At 58.8% G+C, this 17,320-nt stretch carries 18 protein-coding genes; 6 read left to right on the forward strand and 12 right to left on the reverse strand.

All coding sequences use genetic code 11. The features are described 5' to 3' along the window. Nucleotides 1-10: 10 nt before the first annotated feature. Nucleotides 11-430, reverse strand: a complete 420-nt coding sequence (gene cymR, locus PTZ19_RS17520; protein WP_276356379.1) for a cysteine metabolism transcriptional regulator CymR — start codon at nucleotides 428-430, stop codon at nucleotides 11-13. 230 nt (nucleotides 431-660) lie between these two features. Here cymR and mnmA point away from each other — a divergent pair, with 230 nt between their 5' ends. Continuing rightward, the gene (mnmA, locus tag PTZ19_RS17525; protein ID WP_276356380.1) at nucleotides 661-1,794 is read left to right on the forward strand and encodes a tRNA 2-thiouridine(34) synthase MnmA; all 1,134 of its coding nucleotides are present in this window, start codon (nucleotides 661-663) and stop codon (nucleotides 1,792-1,794) included. Between the two features lie 508 nt (nucleotides 1,795-2,302). Here the strand turns inward: mnmA and PTZ19_RS17530 are convergent. From PTZ19_RS17530 to PTZ19_RS17545, 4 genes are all read right to left on the reverse strand, one after another. Next, nucleotides 2,303-2,707, reverse strand: coding sequence for a hypothetical protein (locus PTZ19_RS17530; protein WP_276356381.1), 405 nt, complete (start codon nucleotides 2,705-2,707; stop codon nucleotides 2,303-2,305). A 113-nt stretch (nucleotides 2,708-2,820) separates the two neighbouring features. Then, complete coding sequence (locus PTZ19_RS17535; RefSeq protein ID WP_276356382.1) at nucleotides 2,821-3,489, reverse strand: hypothetical protein; 669 nt, start codon at nucleotides 3,487-3,489, stop codon at nucleotides 2,821-2,823. A gap of 209 nt (nucleotides 3,490-3,698) precedes the next feature. Beyond that, a complete protein-coding gene (locus tag PTZ19_RS17540; RefSeq protein ID WP_276356383.1) occupies nucleotides 3,699-4,412 on the reverse strand; it encodes a YebC/PmpR family DNA-binding transcriptional regulator in 714 nt (237 codons plus the stop codon). Between the two features lie 208 nt (nucleotides 4,413-4,620). Beyond that, nucleotides 4,621-4,818: a cold shock domain-containing protein gene (locus PTZ19_RS17545; RefSeq protein ID WP_027091239.1), complete on the reverse strand. Its 198-nt coding sequence runs from the start codon at nucleotides 4,816-4,818 to the stop codon at nucleotides 4,621-4,623. Nucleotides 4,819-5,065: 247 nt separating this feature from the next. On the opposite strand from PTZ19_RS17545, the gene PTZ19_RS17550 reads away from it, so the two are divergent. The 3 genes from PTZ19_RS17550 to pepF all read left to right on the forward strand — a co-directional run bounded on the left by PTZ19_RS17550 (nucleotide 5,066) and on the right by pepF (nucleotide 7,485). Then, complete coding sequence (locus PTZ19_RS17550) at nucleotides 5,066-5,299, forward strand: hypothetical protein (RefSeq protein WP_276356384.1); 234 nt, start codon at nucleotides 5,066-5,068, stop codon at nucleotides 5,297-5,299. 25 nt (nucleotides 5,300-5,324) lie between these two features. Then, nucleotides 5,325-5,504: a hypothetical protein gene (locus PTZ19_RS17555; protein ID WP_276356385.1), complete on the forward strand. Its 180-nt coding sequence runs from the start codon at nucleotides 5,325-5,327 to the stop codon at nucleotides 5,502-5,504. A gap of 184 nt (nucleotides 5,505-5,688) precedes the next feature. Next, complete coding sequence (gene pepF / locus PTZ19_RS17560; RefSeq protein WP_276356424.1) at nucleotides 5,689-7,485, forward strand: oligoendopeptidase F; 1,797 nt, start codon at nucleotides 5,689-5,691, stop codon at nucleotides 7,483-7,485. A gap of 84 nt (nucleotides 7,486-7,569) precedes the next feature. On the opposite strand, the gene PTZ19_RS17565 is transcribed toward pepF, so the two are convergent. Then, nucleotides 7,570-8,073 carry a DNA-deoxyinosine glycosylase gene (locus PTZ19_RS17565; RefSeq protein ID WP_339329340.1) on the reverse strand — a complete coding sequence of 168 codons (504 nt, stop codon included), beginning with the start codon at nucleotides 8,071-8,073 and terminating at the stop codon, nucleotides 7,570-7,572. Between the two features lie 55 nt (nucleotides 8,074-8,128). On the opposite strand from PTZ19_RS17565, the gene PTZ19_RS17570 reads away from it, so the two are divergent. Beyond that, a complete protein-coding gene (locus PTZ19_RS17570; protein ID WP_276356426.1) occupies nucleotides 8,129-9,481 on the forward strand; it encodes a TrkH family potassium uptake protein in 1,353 nt (450 codons plus the stop codon). A gap of 7 nt (nucleotides 9,482-9,488) precedes the next feature. Here the strand turns inward: PTZ19_RS17570 and PTZ19_RS17575 are convergent, their stop codons facing one another. The 3 genes from PTZ19_RS17575 to PTZ19_RS17585 form a co-directional block, all read right to left on the reverse strand. Next, on the reverse strand, nucleotides 9,489-10,319 hold the full coding sequence (locus PTZ19_RS17575; RefSeq protein ID WP_276356386.1) for a carbohydrate ABC transporter permease: 831 nt from the start codon (nucleotides 10,317-10,319) through the stop codon (nucleotides 9,489-9,491). After that, complete coding sequence (locus PTZ19_RS17580) at nucleotides 10,319-11,200, reverse strand: carbohydrate ABC transporter permease (protein ID WP_276356387.1); 882 nt, start codon at nucleotides 11,198-11,200, stop codon at nucleotides 10,319-10,321. Before PTZ19_RS17580 ends, PTZ19_RS17575 begins: the two co-directional genes overlap by 1 nt. Nucleotides 11,201-11,281: 81 nt before the next feature. Beyond that, nucleotides 11,282-12,700 (reverse strand): extracellular solute-binding protein, encoded by a 1,419-nt coding sequence (locus tag PTZ19_RS17585; RefSeq protein WP_276356388.1) that lies wholly within the window; start codon nucleotides 12,698-12,700, stop codon nucleotides 11,282-11,284. Between the two features lie 210 nt (nucleotides 12,701-12,910). On the opposite strand from PTZ19_RS17585, the gene PTZ19_RS17590 reads away from it, so the two are divergent. Beyond that, complete coding sequence (locus tag PTZ19_RS17590) at nucleotides 12,911-14,038, forward strand: HD domain-containing phosphohydrolase (RefSeq protein ID WP_276356389.1); 1,128 nt, start codon at nucleotides 12,911-12,913, stop codon at nucleotides 14,036-14,038. Between the two features lie 83 nt (nucleotides 14,039-14,121). On the opposite strand, the gene PTZ19_RS17595 is transcribed toward PTZ19_RS17590, so the two are convergent. Genes PTZ19_RS17595 through PTZ19_RS17605 form a run of 3 tightly spaced genes read right to left on the reverse strand, consistent with a single transcriptional unit; the run spans nucleotide 14,122 to nucleotide 16,914 of the window. Beyond that, nucleotides 14,122-14,745, reverse strand: a complete 624-nt coding sequence (locus tag PTZ19_RS17595) for a fumarylacetoacetate hydrolase family protein (RefSeq protein ID WP_276356390.1) — start codon at nucleotides 14,743-14,745, stop codon at nucleotides 14,122-14,124. Between the two features lie 5 nt (nucleotides 14,746-14,750). Beyond that, complete coding sequence (locus tag PTZ19_RS17600; protein ID WP_276356391.1) at nucleotides 14,751-15,599, reverse strand: glycerophosphodiester phosphodiesterase; 849 nt, start codon at nucleotides 15,597-15,599, stop codon at nucleotides 14,751-14,753. Further along, complete coding sequence (locus PTZ19_RS17605; protein WP_276356392.1) at nucleotides 15,583-16,914, reverse strand: CapA family protein; 1,332 nt, start codon at nucleotides 16,912-16,914, stop codon at nucleotides 15,583-15,585. Before PTZ19_RS17605 ends, PTZ19_RS17600 begins: the two co-directional genes overlap by 17 nt. Between the last annotated feature and the right edge of the window lie 406 nt (nucleotides 16,915-17,320).

Genomic DNA, 17,320 nt, shown 5'->3' on the forward strand with positions numbered 1-17,320 from the left:
GTTCCCTCTCTTAGATGTAGAACATGTAGCTGTCCGCCTCGTTCTCGCCTTTGTAGTTGATCAAGTCGGACAAGCTGGTGGAGTCCAGCACCTCCGCGATGCTGTCCCGGATGCGCAGCCATAAGTCCCGCTTGGCGGGATCGTCTTCCTCGGTGAAGTCGACCGGGCTGATCGGCCCTTCCAAAATCCGGATGACGTCGCCGGAGGTGACTTCGTCCGGGCTTTTGGACAAGACGTAGCCTCCGTACGCGCCGCGTACGCTTTTCACGAGCCCCGCGTTGCGCAGCGGGGCGATCAGCTGCTCCAGATAGTGCTCGGAAAGTCCGTTTTTTTCCGCGATGCTTTTCAAGGAAGTCGGCCCTTCGCCGAAATTGGCCGCGAGTTCCATCATAATCGTCAGACCGTAGCGGCCCTTCGTCGATATTTTCAAAAGTGAACACCCGCTTTCTTGCCGGCGGCACATATTCAAGCATTTCCAGAAAAAAGGAGAGTATCCCCATACCCAATCTATGTTATCATAACTTTTCCCTTTTGGGGCATAGAAACTTGACATCTTCATGGACATCTCCGCGATCCCTGCGCGATCCGGTGAGAATCGTCCGGGAATGTGATAAAATAAAGTACGCCTGCGGCAAGTCCGCAAGGTTGGAGGTGGATGGAATGAGCGACACGAGATTTCCGGATCCGGCCAAAGTCCGCGTCGTCGTCGGCATGTCGGGCGGCGTCGACTCTTCGGTCACGGCGCTTCTGCTGAAACGGCAGGGCTTCGACGTCATCGGCGTATTCATGAAAAACTGGGACGACACGGACGAGAACGGCGTCTGCACCGCGGAGGAAGACGCGGAGGACGTGCGCCGCGTATGCGACCAGATCGGGATCCCTTACTATACCGTGAATTTTGAGCGGGAGTATTACGATAAAGTGTTCGAATATTTCCTGGAAGAATACCGCCGGGGGCGGACGCCCAATCCCGACGTGATGTGCAACCGGGAAATCAAGTTCGGCGAATTCCTGCAGAAGGCGCTGGCTTTGGGCGCAGACGCGGTGGCCATGGGCCACTATGCCCGGGTGGAACGGCAGGACGGGGAGTTCCGGCTGCTGCGCGGCGTCGACGGCAACAAAGACCAAACGTACTTCCTGCATCAGCTGGACCAATCGCAGCTTTCGCGCGCCATGTTTCCGATCGGGCACCTCACGAAACCGGAGGTCCGCCGCATCGCGGAAGAAGCGGGTCTGTACACGGCGAAGAAGAAGGACAGCACCGGCGTGTGCTTCATCGGCGAACGCAATTTCAAGGAGTTCCTGAGCCACTATTTGCCCGCTCAACCGGGCGATATGGTCGACATCGCGACCGGCGAAGCGAAGGGCCGCCACGACGGGCTGATGTATTATACCCTGGGCCAGCGGCAAGGTCTCGGCATCGGGGGATCGGGCACCGGAGAGCCTTGGTTCGTGGCCGACAAAGACTTGGAGCGCAACGTGCTGTACGTCGTGCAAGGCGACCGGCACCCGAGCCTGTACTCCGTCGCGCTGACCGCGACCGGCGTCAATTGGATCGGGGCCTCGTCCGGCCGGGAGACGTTCCGGTGCACGGCGAAGTTCCGCTATCGCCAGCCGGACCAAGGCGTCACCGTCACGCCGCTCGGAGAAGGGGGATTCCGCGTGGATTTCGACGAGCCGCAGAAGGCGATCACGCCGGGCCAAGCCGTCGTGTTCTACGACGGCGAAGTTTGCCTCGGCGGCGGCACGATCGACAAGGTGTTCAAGCTGGAGCCGTCGGCCGCGGGGGTGTAAGTCGCTTCCACTGTCTTCGAAGGCGTGCGATTACGATACGATAAGGGCTGCTCTCGGAGCAGTCCTTTTGTTTGTCTCCGCACCCCGTATCTGACCGCCCCTCCTCACATCCCTCCGTAAACCCGCCGCCGCAGGGCTTATGTGTCACTTTCTTACACAACTCCTTCGAAATCTCGCCACCGCAGCGCTTTTGTGTCACTTTCTTACACAAGTCCTCCGAAATCCCGCCACCGCAGCGCTTTTATGTAACATTCTTACACAACTCCTCCGAAAACCCGCCATCGCAGCGCTTTTGTGTCACTTTCTTACACAACTCCTTCGAAATCTCGCCACCGCAGCGCTTTTGTGTCACTTTCTTACACAATTCCTCCGAAATCCCGCCACCGCAGCGCTTTTATGTAACATTCTTACACAACTCCTCCGAAAACCCGCCATCGCAGCGCTTTTGTGTCACTTTCTTACACAAGTCCTCCGAAATCCCGCCACCGCAGCGCTTTTCTGTAACAGACTAAAACCATACCTCCGAAAACCCGCCTTCGCAGCGCTTTTGTGTCAGTTTCTTAAACAATTCTTCCGAAATCCCGACACCGCCGCGCATTTGAGTCACTTTCTTACACAAGTCCTCCGAAATCCCGCCACCGCAGCGCTTTTGTGTCACTTTCTTACACAACTCCTTCGAAATCTCGCCATCGCAGCGCTTTTGTGTCACTTTCTTACACAATTCTTCCGAAATCCCGTCACCGCAGCGCTTTTGTGTCACTTTCTTACACAATTCTTCCGAAAACCCGCCATCGCAGCGCTTTTGTGTCACTTTCTTACACAATTCTTCCGAAATCCCGTCACCGCAGCGCTTTTGTGTCACTTTCTTACACAATTCTTCCGAAAACCCGCCATCGCAGCGCTTTTGTGTCACTTTCTTACACAACTCCTTCGAAATCTCGCCACCGCAGCGCTTTTATGTAATTTTTTTACATAACTCCCTCGGAACAGGCGAAACCGGCTACCCCATCCATTCATGCGGCTTTCCTATCTTCCCTGCAAAAGACGGACAGCTTCAGGGGAGACGCGGAGTTTGTGAAATCGTCTGGGACCGCCGCCCTCAAGGATCAATAAATGTTTGTCGACAAGCCCCCGTACCGCCTTGCGCGTAGAGAACGGTGCCAGTTGCAGCCACTCGCAAGCTTCGGTCATCGAAAATGTCCCCGTATGCGCGAGACCGCACCGGATAAGCTCCCTTTCGTATACGGAAAGTTCCATCCACTTGTCTCCCCGTCCGCTCCCCCAAATTCCCAAAGCTTCATATACCGAACGGACGCAGGCTTCCGGTTTCTTGTCCAATTCGTCCCAACTGAACGGCATGTATTTCAAGTTCAGTTTCGCGATGGACCTGACGCGCATCCGCTCGAAGGAGTGACGCTCCCGCGTGATCTTTTCGGCATGTACGACGTAACCTTCCGCCTCGAACGCGATTCCAAGTTTGCGGTGGTATACGTCCACGTAAATTTTCACTCCCGTTTCGCTTACGAGCTCATGCTCCAATTCCAAATCCTCGAACGTACCGAAGACGCGCCACAGCGCCTCGCACAGTTTCTTGGTGCCGGTTAGATCGCGGTCCAGCATCTCCCGGCGCATGCCGGTCGCTTCCGCCTTCTGGCACGCCAAAAACGTCTCCCACGCTTCTTCGAACTTGTTCATCTTCCATCTCCTCCTTCNTCTCCCGGCGCATGCCGGTCGCTTCCGCCTTCTGGCACGCCAAAAACGTCTCCCACGCTTCTTCGAACTTGTTCATCTTCCATCTCCTCCTTCCAAAATAAAACGCCGCCTGTACCGGAGGGCCGGATACAAGCGGCGTGTGCTTCACGCGCTGAATGGTTGCGGTTGTTGCGGTTGTTGCGCGGAACGGATCACAGGTCGACGTTGTGGTACACCTGCTGCACGTCTTCGAGATCTTCCAGCGCGTCGATCAGCCTCTCGAACTGCGCCAACGCTTCTTCGGGAAGCGTGACGTCCGTCTGCGGCAGCATCGTGATTTCCGCGACGGTGAAGTCCGTCACGCCGGCGCGCTTGAACGCCTCCTGCACGGCATGGAACTGCTCGGGATCGGCATAGACGATGACGGAGCCTTCTTCCTCCACGATATCCCGCGCTTCGACGTCGGCTTCCAGCAGCAGGTCCAGCACCTCGTCCGCCGACTTGCCTTCCACCCCGAACACGGCGGTCTCGTCGAACATGTACGCGACGGAGCCGTTCACGCCCATGTTTCCGCCGTTTTTGTTGAACGCCGCGCGGACGTTCGCCGCCGTCCGGTTCACGTTGTTCGTCAGCGCGTCGACAATGACCATCGATCCGCTAGGGCCGAAGCCTTCGTAGCGGAGATCCACGTAGTTCTCGTCGGCGGCCCCCTTCGCTTTCTCGAGCGCCCGGTCGATAATCGCTTTGGGCACGTTGTACGTTTTGGCCCGCTCGAGCACGACTCTCAGGGCGCGGTTCGCTTCCGGATCGGGTTCGCCCTTCTTGGCCGCGACGTAGATTTCAATGCCGAACTTGGCGTAGATCCGGCTGTTGTTCGCGTCCTTCGACGCTTTTTTCTCTTTGATATTGTTCCATTTGCGTCCCATGGTTCCAATCTCGCTTTCTATGCTAGGCTTATCGAAACAATCTTTTTTTATTTTAACAGAAGATCCGAAAAAGAAAACAAGCCAACGAAAACCGGCTCCGCCGTCTTTTCGGGACCCGGAGAATGCGGAAAGAAGCCGAAAACCCCCGGCGGATGCCGGGGGCTTCGTGCTTCGTTCGTGATATGAAATCAGTCCGGCGTTGCCAGACTTACAGTTTCACCACGTTGGATGCTTGCGGGCCGCGGTTGCCTTGCGTGATTTCGAACTCAACCGCTTGACCTTCTTCCAAGGTCTTGAAGCCTTCGCCTTGGATGGCAGAGAAGTGTACGAATACGTCGTTGCCGTTCTCTACGGAAATGAAACCGTATCCTTTCTCTGCGTTAAACCACTTAACTGTTCCTCTCAAATGAAAAACCTCCTAAAATCTCGCCGTCATCGGCGAATGAGGTAATTATAACCGAATCCGCCTGAAGTTGCAATAACCTCGGCCGCCGATTCCGCTCCCATCCGGCCCGCCCTAGCCGCTGTCGATCGCCCCGCCCCTGACATCCCCTTCCGAGCCGCATTCGGCGTACCCGCGGCGTTGATTTCTTCGCCCATCTCTTCTATGATGGGGAAAACGGCAAACTCTGCCAAAGCTTAGGAGCGAACCGATGTTCGAGAAACACACGGTATACAAGCTGGATCCCTACAATATGCTGACGGTGGAAGTGCAAGGCAAAACGATCGTCGTCCGCGAAATTTCCGATCAGTGGGGCGAGGAAACGCACAAGTTCCTCAGCCGTCCGGAACTCATGGATTGGGCGAACCGGCGGTTCCGTCCCGAGGATTTCCCCGAAGGGGAAGAACAATACCGGAAAGTGATGGATACCCTGCGCTCCATCTAATCCGCGGCTGAGGAGGCACGACCCGTTGGCTGACAGCTCCACGCTCATTTTCATCATCTCCGCCTTCGCGCTCGGCGTCATCCTGATCCTGAGCCGGGAGCGGATTCCGCCCCAGCTGCGGAGAGGCATGGCGATCGTCTCGATCCTGCTGATCCTGTTCGCGTTCTTCCTGATCGTGTACAGCTTCTTCACGGCAGGCGCCTGACCGGCGCGGCGGCGTTCGGCGCGTTCATCATAATGAAGGGCGGCAGAGACCATACTAAACCGGCAACCATTTCCAACCAGCCGGAGGCCGCGCCATGAAACGGATGATCCTGCCGATCGCCGCCGCCTTGGCGGCTTTGTCCTTATCGAGCATGTCGATTTTACCAAGGAGGGAAATGCCCGCGATGAACAAAGTATTGAAAAGAAGCGAAGTCCCGGTGGAAAGCACCTGGCGCCTGGAAGACCTGTTCCCGGACCAAGCGGCCTGGAACGAGGAGTACGCGAAGGTGAAGCAGCTGATCGGCCGCGCCGGCGAATTCCAAGGCAAGCTGAAAGACGCCGACACGATCGCCCGCTGCTTCGCGATGGAAGACGAAATTTCCTTGCTGACGGAACGCCTATACGTGTACGCGAACATGCTGCACCACCAGGATACGGCCGAGCCGGGCCCCCAAGCCTTGTCCGAAAAGTCGAAAAAGCTCAGCGTCGAGGTCGGCGAAGCGCTGTCTTACGTCACGCCGGAAATCCTGAGCCTGCCGGAGGAGCAGCTGCGCAAGCTCGCCGAAGATCCGAAGCTGGCCGAATACAAGCGGACGCTCGAGGAGATGCTCCGCCAGAAGCCCCACGTCCTCTCCAAAAGCGAGGAGTCGCTGCTCGCCCAGGTCGGCAACGTGTCGCAAGCGCCGAATACCATTTTCAGCATGATGAACAACGCGGACCTCAAGTTCCCGAAAGTCAAAAACGACAAGGGCGAGGAAGTCGAGCTGACCCACGGCAGCTATATCCAGTTCCTCGAAAGCCGCAATCCGGAAGTCCGCCGCGAAGCGTTCAAAGCGGTTTACGATACGTACGGCAAATGGAAAAACACGCTGGCCTCGACCTTAAGCGCCAACGTGACGAAGAACATTTTCTACGCGCGGGCGCGCAAATACCCTTCGGCGCTGGAAATGTCCCTCTTCGGCGACAACGTCCCGAAATCGGTATACGACAACCTGATCGCCACGATCCATGAGAACCTGCCGCTCATGCACCGGTACATGGCCCTGCGCAAAAAGCTGCTGAAAGTCGACGAGCTTCATATGTACGACCTGTTCACGCCGCTCGTCGAGGAATTCGATATGGACATCGGCTACGACGATGCGAAGAAAACGGTCTATGACAGCCTCACCCCGCTCGGCGAGGAGTATCGGAAAGCGCTGCAGGAAGGTTTCGACAGCCGCTGGATCGACGTGCAGGAGAACGAAGGCAAGCGCAGCGGCGCTTACAGCTGGGGCGCCTACGGCACCCACCCGTACGTGCTGCTGAACCACAAGGACAATCTCAACAGCATGTTCACGCTGACGCACGAAATGGGCCACGCCCTTCATTCGTATTACTCCGACGCGAACAATAATTACCGTGACGCGCAATACCCGATTTTTCTGGCGGAGGTCGCCTCCACGCTGAACGAGGCGCTGCTCATGCATTACCTGCTGGAGAAATCGACGGATCCGAAGGAAAAAATGTACCTGCTGACGTATTACGCCGACCAGTTCCGCACGACGGTGTTCCGCCAGACGATGTTCGCGGAGTTCGAGAAAATCATCCACGAAAAAGCGGAGCAGGGCGAGGCGCTTACGCCGCAGGAGCTGTCGGGCATCTATTATGACCTCAACAAGAAATATTACGGGGACGGAATGGTCGTCGACAAAGACATCGAGATGGAATGGGCCCGCATCCCCCATTTCTACACCAGCTTTTACGTTTACAAATACGCGACCGGTTTTTCCGCGGCGACCAGCTTCGCCAAGCAGATCACGGAAGAAGGCGCTCCGGCGGTGGACCGGTATCTCGGCTTCCTGAAAAGCGGCGGCAGCGACTACCCGATCAACATCCTGAAAAAAGCCGGCGTCGACATGTCCTCTCCGGAGCCGATCCGGCAGGCGATGAGCGTGTTCAAGGACCTGATCGAGCAAATGGAACAGCTCACTTCCGGCAAATAATCGCCAGGGCGGCCGACGGCCGGCGGATAAAAGGCTTGGAACGTCCCGACCCTTGTGGGTCAGGGCTTCCAAGCCTTTTGCGTTTCAGACGAATTCCTTGATGACTTGCCATGCTTCGAGGCGGTCCTCCAGGTTCCGATACCGGGGCGTCGGCACGGGGCTGGTCGACGGCAGCTTCACTACGCGGCGCTCCGCCACTTCCGGCGACGAACCGTGGTGCTTCATCAGCTCCGCGTACGATTTGCCTCCGTTGCAGACGATCGTCGCGATCCGCGGGAACCGGCGGAGCAGCCCGGGGATATCGTTCGGGACGACGTTCTTGATGTCGGCGTCCAGGCTGCCTTCCCGCTCGCAGGCGGCGATGGAATCCCACAAAGCGATGCGGTGTTCCGAGGCGAACCGCAGCCGCTCTTCGTAAGCCGCGTCCGGCTCCCGCCCGGCGAACAGCCGGTACAGGATCGGCCAGAAGTGGTTGCGGGGATTCCCGTAATATTGATGGGCCCGCAAGGAGGCGACGCCCGGCATGCTGCCCAGGATGAGCAGCCGGGAACGCTCGTCCGCCGCCGGCGGGAAGGAATGGACAATCACGGCTGGTCCCTCCCGATCGTTTCCGTTACAATAGGGGTAGTTTTTCCTATATTCGATAGAAACGGGTTGTCTTTTTTTGAAAAATCGTACCTTCATCTCCCGCCGCACGCCCCAGCAGGTGCTGGTGCTGGGCTTTGCCCTGTTGATCGCGGCGGGCACCGCCCTGCTCTCGCTTCCCATCTCCGTCCAGGACGGCCAAACCCTCGGTTTCCAGGACAGGCTCTTTACCGCGGCATCCGCGGCCAGCGTGACCGGCCTCGTCGTGACGGATACCGGCACGACGTTCACTTGGTTCGGGCAAGCGGTTCTCCTGGTGCTCATCCAGGCGGGCGGGATCGGCTTCATGACCATGGCGACGATGTTCTCGCTCATGATCGGCAAGAAGATTTCCTATAAAGAGCGGCTCGTGCTGCAGGAAGCCTTCAATCATCATAACACGGAAGGCATCGTGCGTCTCATCCGCAAAGTGCTGAAGTATTCCATGGTGATCGAAGGCATCGGGACGCTGCTGTTCGCCGCCCATTGGCTGGACCGGATGCCTCCGGCCCAAGCGCTGTACTACGGCCTGTTCCACGCGGTCTCCATTTTCAACAATTCCGGCTTCGACCTGATCGGCGGACTCACGCCGTACGTCGGAGACGTCTATTTCAACGCGGTTTCGATCGTGCTCATTTTTCTCGGCAGCGTCGGGTTCATCGTTTTGTCCGATCTGATCGATTATCCGAAGCTGCGCAAGCTTTCGCTGCACAGCAAAGTCGTCCTTTCCTTCTCGGGAGGACTCTTGGTGGCGGGCGCCGTCGTCATCTTCATTTTCGAATACACGAACCCGCTGTCCACGGGCTCGCTGAACGTCTGGGAGAAAATGCTGGCCTCCCTGTTCCAATCGACGAGTTTGCGCTCCTCCGGGACGAGCACCATGGACACCCAATCCTTGAGGCAGGCGACGCATTTCTTCATGGTCATCCTGATGTTCATCGGAGCGGCCCCGGGATCGACGGGCGGCGGGATCAAGGTGACCACCTTCGCGATCATGACGGCCGCCTTCTTCACGATGGTCCGCGGCAAGGAAGACGTGGACTTGTTCCGCCGGCGGATCGCCAAAGTGATGGTGTACAAAGCGATCACCGTCATGTTCGTGGCTTTGTTCGTGGTCGTCGGCGCCACGATCGTCTTGTCCTTCTCGGAGAGGCAGCCGTTCCTTATGGTGCTTTACGAAGTGACCTCCGCTTTCGGGACGGTCGGCTTCAGCGCGGGACTTACCCAGCAGCTCACCCCGTTCGGCAAATCCGTGATCATCCTGCTCATGTTCGCGGGGCGGCTCGGGCCGTTCACGATCGCGCTCGCGCTCCAATCGAAGGCAAAAAAAGAGCCTTTCCGTTATCCGGAAGGCAAAATCATTCTGGGCTGATTCGGATTTATCCTTTCAAACTTCCGGCCGTCAGGCCTTCGATAATCGTTCTCTGCAGGAAACCGTACAACACCGCGACGGGAGCGACGCTGAACACGATCCCCGTGCACACCAGCGCGTAGTTCGTCTGAAACGCGTCCCGGAACTGGACCATGCCCGTCGGCAAAGTGCGGAGCGCGTCCTTGCTGATGAAAAACTGCGCCAGCAGGTACTCGTTCCAGTTGCCCAGGAAATTGACGATGAACACCGTGACGAGCGCCGGCACGGTCAGCGGGAGGATAATCCGCGCGAACAAGCCCGGCGCGGACATCCCGTCCATGACCGCGGCCTCCTCCAGCTCGGTAGGGATGGCCCGCATGAACGCGCAAATAAGCAGCACGCTGAACGGCAGCGCTCCGGCCGCATAGGGCAGGAACAGCGACCAGTGCGTGTTCAGGATGTGCAGGTTTCGGACCAGCAAATATTGGGCAATGAACAGCACGTTGCCGGGAATCAGCATGCCGATCAGCACGAATTGGTAGATGGCCGCGCTCGTTTTCGGGAACTTCATCCGGGTAAGCGCGAAAGCCGTGGCGGCCGAAAGCAGCACGCCGACCGCGGCCGCGGCGGCCGCCAGGTACAGGCTGTTCCAGAAATACACGCTGATTTTCGCTTTCACCCAGGCCTCCTGGTAGTTGGAAAATTTCCAGGACTTCGGCAGTCCGAACGGGTGCAGCGCGATTTCGGTATTATTCGCCTTGAACGAAGAAAACAGGACGAACAGGAACGGCACGAGGATGACGACGACATAGACCATCATGACGACATGGGGAACGGATTTGCGCAAAGCGGCCGGCATCAGTACTCCACCCTTTCCTGTCTTCTGGCGAACGCGAATTGGTACAGAGCCGTCAGCAGCAACGCGAACGCGAAGATGATGATGGATAAGGCCGTGCCGTAGCCGTAGTCGCCGAACTTGATCGCTTTGGAAACCATGTAGGACGCCATGACGTCCGTCGCGCCCGCGGGACCGCCGTCCGTCATGACGAGCACGATGTCGACCACGCGCAGCGCTCCGGCGATGGAAAGCATGACGACGACGTTAATGACGGGCCGGATGAGCGGCACCGTCAAATACCATGCCCGCTGCGCGCCGGAAGCCCCGTCGATGCGGGCGGCCTCGTCGATTTCTTTCGGAATGGCCAGGATGGCCGCCAGGATGAGCACGATGTAGAAGCCCATCCATTGCCACGCGTTCGTGATCAGGATGGCGAACATCGCCCATTTGGACTCTCCCAGCCAGTAAATCGGCTCCGCGCCGAATATTTTCAGTATGCTGGCGATCAGGCCGACATCCGGATTGTAGATGTAGCCCCATAAGATCCCGATGACCGAAGTCGACAGGATGGACGGCAGGAACACCGTCGTTTTGTAGAAGCCTTGCAGCCGCTTGACGCCGCTGATCAGCAAAGAAAAGACGACGATCAGCGGAATTTGGACGAAAACGGAAAACACGATGAAATACAGGTTGTTGTACATGGAATGCTGGAAATCGGCATCCCCGAACGCATTCGCGAAATTGTCGAAGCCGATGAAATTGCGCCTGTCCAGACCGTTCCAGTCGGTGAATCCGTAAACGGCGGAGGTCAGCATCGGATAGATGAAAAACAGGAAATAGAGCGCGATCGTCGGCAATACGAAACCGAGGTATACGTAGGGATTTTTAAGCGTCGTCTTCATCGGCGGAAAGCCCCCTTCGAAAAGGAAGAGCGCCGCCCGATCGGGGCGGGCGGCGCCTTCTTCGTCCATGTTGCCGGCGGATTACTTCGCGGATGCGGCGTTCTCCGCGTCCTGCACCTTCTGGATCGCGGCGCCGACGGCATCGGACTTCGCCTTGCCCGCGATCAGCTTTTGCAGCTGGGCTTCGGTTTCCGCGTTGACTTTGGACTGCACGATGGAATCGAAGTGCGGGAAGGATGCGCCCGCGTTTTTCAGCACGTCGAGCACTTGCTTGACGAGCGGGTCCGTGACTTTCGCGACCGAATCGTCGCCCAGCTTCATCGACGGCAGCACGCCGTCTTCCAGCAGGCCGCGCAGCTGCATTTCGTCGCTGTACATGTTTTTGATGAAGGCTTTGACGGCTGCTTTCTCGTTGTCGTTCAGATCGGAGGAGAAGCCGTAACCTTCGCCGTAGTTGGCGTTGACGGACGTCTGGTTGCCCTTGCCGTTCGGTACCGGCGGCAGCGCCACGAAGGCTACCTTGCCCGCGATCGCCTTGCCCACGGCGTCATCCTTGAAGGCGGAAGAGCGCCAGGAACCGTCGAACATCATGCCGGCTTTGCCCGCGACGAAGTCGTTCAGCATGTCGCCGTATTCTTTGCCGAGCTCGCCTTTCGTGAAGTAGCCTTTGCTCTCCCAATCGGCGATGATTTGGTAGGCGGCGACGACGTCCGGCGAATTCCATTTGGAAGCGCCCGTGATGAATCCGGGATTCGTGCCTTCGCCCGCCATGCGGCCGATCAGCGTGTTGACCAGCATGTTGCCGACCCAGGCGGCTTTGTTGCCCGTCGCGAACGGGGTGATGCCTTTCGCTTTCAGCGTATCCGCCGCTTTGATCAGGTCTTCCCACGTGGTCGGCGGGTTCAGCCCGTTTTGCTGGAAAATTTCCGTGTTATAGAAAATGCCTTCCGTGTTGCCGCCGATCGGCAGGCCGTACACTTTGCCGTCCACGGAGAACGGATCGAGCACGCCGCTCAGGAACTTGTCTCTCAGGCCGAGTTCATCCAGGATCGGCGTCAGATCCAGCATCCGGCCGGCCTTCGCGTACTTCTGGGTGTCGGCGGCTCCGCCGAACACGTCGAAAATTTTCGGAGGATTGCCGGCGGCCATTTCGGCGGGCAGCTTCGTGAAGCGGTTGACGGAGTCTTCGACGCCGTCGAGCTCGATGGTTAAGCCCGGCACTTCCTCTTGCGTTCTTTTCACGACTTCGTCGAGAATCGCCTTGCGGAATTTCTGCGGATCGCCGATCTGGATGTGCCGCAGCGACATCGTGAACGGCTCGACTTTCGTTTCGCTCGGGGAGGCCGAAGGAGAGGCGTTCGGCGACTCGGAAGCGGATGCCGACGGCGAGCCGGGGGGCGAGGACGAACCGGCGGAATCGTTGTTTTTGCTGCCGCAGGCCGCGAGTACGAGCGACAAGGACATGAGCAGCGTGAAGACGAGAACCAGGTTTCTTTTCACTGCATGACCCTCCTATAAGGAAATGGTTGCGTTGCTTACACTTCTCATTGTAAGAGCAATCCCCGCCGGCGTAAGGGAGTCATTCCCATAAAGAGGGATAGAATTCTCTAGAAGGCCGCTCCGAACCCTCCTTGGAAAAATACAGAAACCAGCAGGATTCGACACGATCCGGCGCGAATAAGATTTAGGAACAGGTAAGGAGTGGAGCGCGTGTACAAAGAGGAACTCACCTCGGACCAATTGCTTACGATCATCTTCGATTATATGGCCAAAATCGTCAGTGAAACGGAGCTGAAGAAGGTTCTCGTTCTCATGGCGAACATGGGGCGCGAGATGATTTTGTCCGACCGCTGCACCGTGTGGCTGATCGACGAGGTGCGGGGCGAACTGTACACGACCGTCGCCCACGGCGTGGACGAGATCCGGATTCCATACGGCACCGGGCTCGCGGGCACCGCCATCGCCACGGGAGAATCCATCATCATCAAAGACGCCTACAACGATCCCCGGCACAATCGGGACAACGACCTGAGGACCGGTTACCATACGAAATCGATCATCACCGTCCCGTTCCGGAACAACGACGGCGAAATCATCGGCGCCTACCAGGCGGTCAACAAGATGACGAAAGTCGACTATTTCACCGAGCGGGACCTGGAACTGCTCACCCTCGCCGCATCGTACGCCGGCAAATCGCTGGAATCCGTCATGCTCCACCAGGAGATCGTGGACACCCAGCGCGAGATCATCGCGACGATGGGCGAAATCGGCGAAATCCGGTCCAAGGAAACGGGCAACCACGTCAAGCGCGTGGCGGAATATTCGTACGTGCTCGCGCTCGGCCTCGGCATGGACGAAGCGGAAGCGCAGGTGCTCCGCACCGTCTCCCCGATGCACGACATCGGCAAAGTGGCGATCCCCGACGCCGTATTGAACAAGCCGGGCAAGCTGACGGACGAAGAATACGACATCATCAAATCCCATACGAAGATCGGATACCAGCTGCTTAAAGGCTCGAAGCGCAAGCTGCTCAGCGCCGCGGCGATCGTGGCCGGACAGCACCACGAGAAATGGGACGGCGGAGGGTATCCGAACGGACTCAGCGGCGAGGACATCCACATTTACGGGCGCATCACCGCGGTGGCGGACGTCTTCGACGCGCTCAGCGCGGAACGGGTATACAAGCCGGCCTGGCCGCTCGAGAAAATCGAGGCGTTGTTCCGCGAGGAGCGCGGCCGGCATTTCGACCCCGACGTCGTGGACGTGTTTTTCCGCGAGCTGCCGAAGCTGGTGGAAATCCGCGATCGGCTGACGGACGTCGGAGAAGCTTCGCACTAAAAATTTATCCCCCGGCAATTCTTGCAAAAAAGCAGCCTGGCGATCTCGTCGCTAGACTGCTTTTTTTCGTTGAGTATGCTGCGTCAGACCATTGATACTTTCGCCTTTCCCAGCGTCCGGTTCCCGAGCCGCCAGGCGAGTTCGTCTCCGTCATGCAGCGGTCCTACGCCTCCCGGCGTGCCCGTGAAGAGAAGGTCGCCCGGTCCCAGCCCGTAGGCGCGGCCCGCGAATTCGACCAGCTTCGCTAACCCGAACACCATGTTCCGGATGTTGCCAAGCTGGACCTCTCTCCCGTTCAGGTTCAAACCGAACTCGAGCTCCGCAAGCGCCGTTTCCCCGGGGTAATCCAGCCATTCGCCGAGCGGCGCGGAATTGCGGAAGCCTTTGGCGGGCAGCCACGGCAATCCTTTCGCCTTCAAGCCGTCCTGCACGGTGCGCAGCGTCAAATCGAGTCCGACCGTGACATGGGAGAATAGCTCGTCCGGCGCGATGCCCTCCCGGTAGGGAGAGCCGACGCGCAAAACCAGCTCCGTTTCGTAGTGGACTTCCCCTTGGCCGCCGGGCAGACGAAGGAGCCCGTCCTTTAATTGCACCGCCGCATGCGACGGTTTGAGAAACAGCATCGGGGATTCCGGCACGTCATTGCCGAGCTCGGCCGCGTGCTGCCGGTAATTGCGGCCCACGCAGTATACGTTCAGAATGTCCATTCGGGTTAACGGTCCTCCTGTCGGGTAATCGCCGCCAGCCAGCGGTCGGGGTAGTTCGTGCATACCATGATCGGTTCCGGCCGGCTTACGATTCGTTGCAAATCCGCCGGCTGATTGACGGTCCAGGCCATCACGGTCACGCCGGCGTCTTCCGCTTCCTGCAGCAGCGGTCCGGTCAAATGCCGGAATCCGATCGACAGGAACGAAGCGCCCAGCGAGCGGACGTTCGGGATCAGGTCCGGCGGCTGGTCGTCGATGATCAGCCCCGTCCGGATCACCGTCGTCAACTCGCGGACGGCCAGCAGCACCTCCGGTCGGAACGAAGTAATCACGACGTCGTATTCCAGCCGGCGAGCTTGGATGAGTTCGATCACCTTACGGGCGATGAGCGGGGGAGCGGAATCCTCCCCTTTGATTTCGATGTTCAGACGGCATCTGCCCGCCGCGAGGGCAAGCACCTCGTCGAGGGTAGGTACGCCTTCCTTCGCAAACGCGGGGTCGAACCAACTGCCCGCATCCAGCCGCGACAGCTCGGCTGCCGTCCATTCGGAGACCCGGCCGCGCCCGTTCGTCGTCCGCTTCAGCGTCGGGTCGTGGATCACGACCGGCACTTCGTCCCGGGACAAATGGACGTCGAACTCCATCCATTGCACGGCCGGCTCGCTCATCGCCAGGCGGAAGGCGGCCATCGTGTTTTCCGGCGCCTTGCCGGACCAACCGCGGTGGGCTACGCACGGATGCAGGGCTATCCGCTCGGTATCGCTATGGGAAATCATCGAATCCACCCTTTCCCGGAGCCAGCGTTTGCGCCGGTCCCACAGCCGTTTCATGCCGTATTTAACGCTTCTCCACAATATCGCCGTTCTCCTCTACGTTCACTGTCGCCGACACCGCCGCAAGCCGGGAAAGCAGCGTTTGGCCGGCCGTTTCGTCCATCGGCGCCGGCTGCGAATTGCGGGCCAACATCGGATGGAATTGCAGGTCGCAGCCGCCGCCCTTGGCGCAAGATGCCGTTAAGACGCCCGTCTCGGACGTTTTCGGGGATGCCGTCGTGTTGAACACGAAATTGCCGAGGCTGTAGGCGATCCATTTGCCGTTGTACGATTCGAAGCCTTGCAGGACGTGGGGATGGCTGCCGATCACCAAATCCGCGCCCGCGTCGATCAATTGCCGGCCTTTCACGACCTGGTCGTTGATCGGCGTATCTTTCTTCTCCACGCCCCAATGCACCATGACGACGACGAGATCGGCGTTCTCCTTGGCGGCTTTGACCGCGGCGATCGCGCGGGTCGCATTGTAGATTTCCGCCACGCCCGGGTGCTGACGGTCGGCTTTCCACGATACTTTCGGAACGACGTTGGTCACGCCGAGGAAAGCGACGGTCATCCCTTTCGCTTCAACGTAAACGGGCGTGAACGCTTTTTGATCGTCGATCCCGGCCCCCATATGCCGCAGCCCCTGATCGTCCAGCGCGTCCATCGTATCCTGCAAGCCGACCCAGCCGTAATCCAGCGTATGGTTGTTGGCCAGGTTCAAAACGTCGAAGCCGGCTTCCTTCAATGCCGGCAAAGCTTCCGCGGGCCCCCGGAACAAATACTGCTTATCGTCCTCCGGCGTTCCCCGGTCCGTGATGGGGGACTCCAGATTGCCCGCCGTAATGTCCGCGGACTCGAGCAGGCTCCGGGCTTCCCGGTACGGATAGTCGAATCCGTTTTTCCGCATCAGGCCGGCCACGGATCCCGCCGGCAACAGATCGCCGACGAACGCGAGCGTCAGTTTGTCCCCGTCTTCGCCCCCGGCGTTCGGCTGATCCGTCCCTGACGGTAACGGATGGTCCGACGAAGAGGCGTCGGACGAAGAGGCATCGGAATTGGGATCACCGGACGCGGAATCCCCGGACGCCGATCCCGACGATGCCGGAGCCTTCGAACCCCTTGGCGCGGACGCCGATGGGTCTGCCGACGCTGATGCCCCGGGTTCGGAGGCGTGCGTCGCCGCTCCGGGCCCGGCGGCCGTTCCCGTCCGCGGGAATTCCCTCCCGTTAAGCAGCCAGATCGCGGCAACCGCGATCAGTACCAGAAGGAACACGTTGAGCAGCGCCAATTGGCGGACGCGGCGGCTTCGGCGCGCCTTTTTCTTTTCGTGCGTGCGGGAACGCGAGTAGGACATGAGGGCGATCTAACCTCCGGTAAGAAGTTCTTCTGGGCCATTATACCACTCCTCGCGGCAATCGGCATGGCCGAAAAGACCAGGGAAGGACGGCCGATCGGCCGCCATTCCCTGGTCTTGATCGCGGGCGGATGATCGAACGTCTCTCCCCTCCGCCCTTATAGACGTTATCCCTTTCGCTCAGGTTGCCGCATCGCGCGTCTCATTTCGTCTATCTCCAATATCCCCTTCGCTCAGGATGATTCGAGGAAAGCGTGCTTATTGCCGTTATCCCCTTCGATCAGTCAGACAGTAAAGGTCGCTCGGCCATAGGTACGTGTTGAGTGCCAGGTACTGCTGGATACTGTGTGTTGGTTGATGCGTGTTGAGGCTGCGAGTGATGTAGGTTAAATACCGGTTGCTGGAT

It is taken from the genome of Cohnella caldifontis (genome assembly GCF_029360585.1).
GTDB classification, from domain to species: Bacteria; Bacillota; Bacilli; order Paenibacillales; family Paenibacillaceae; genus Cohnella; species Cohnella caldifontis.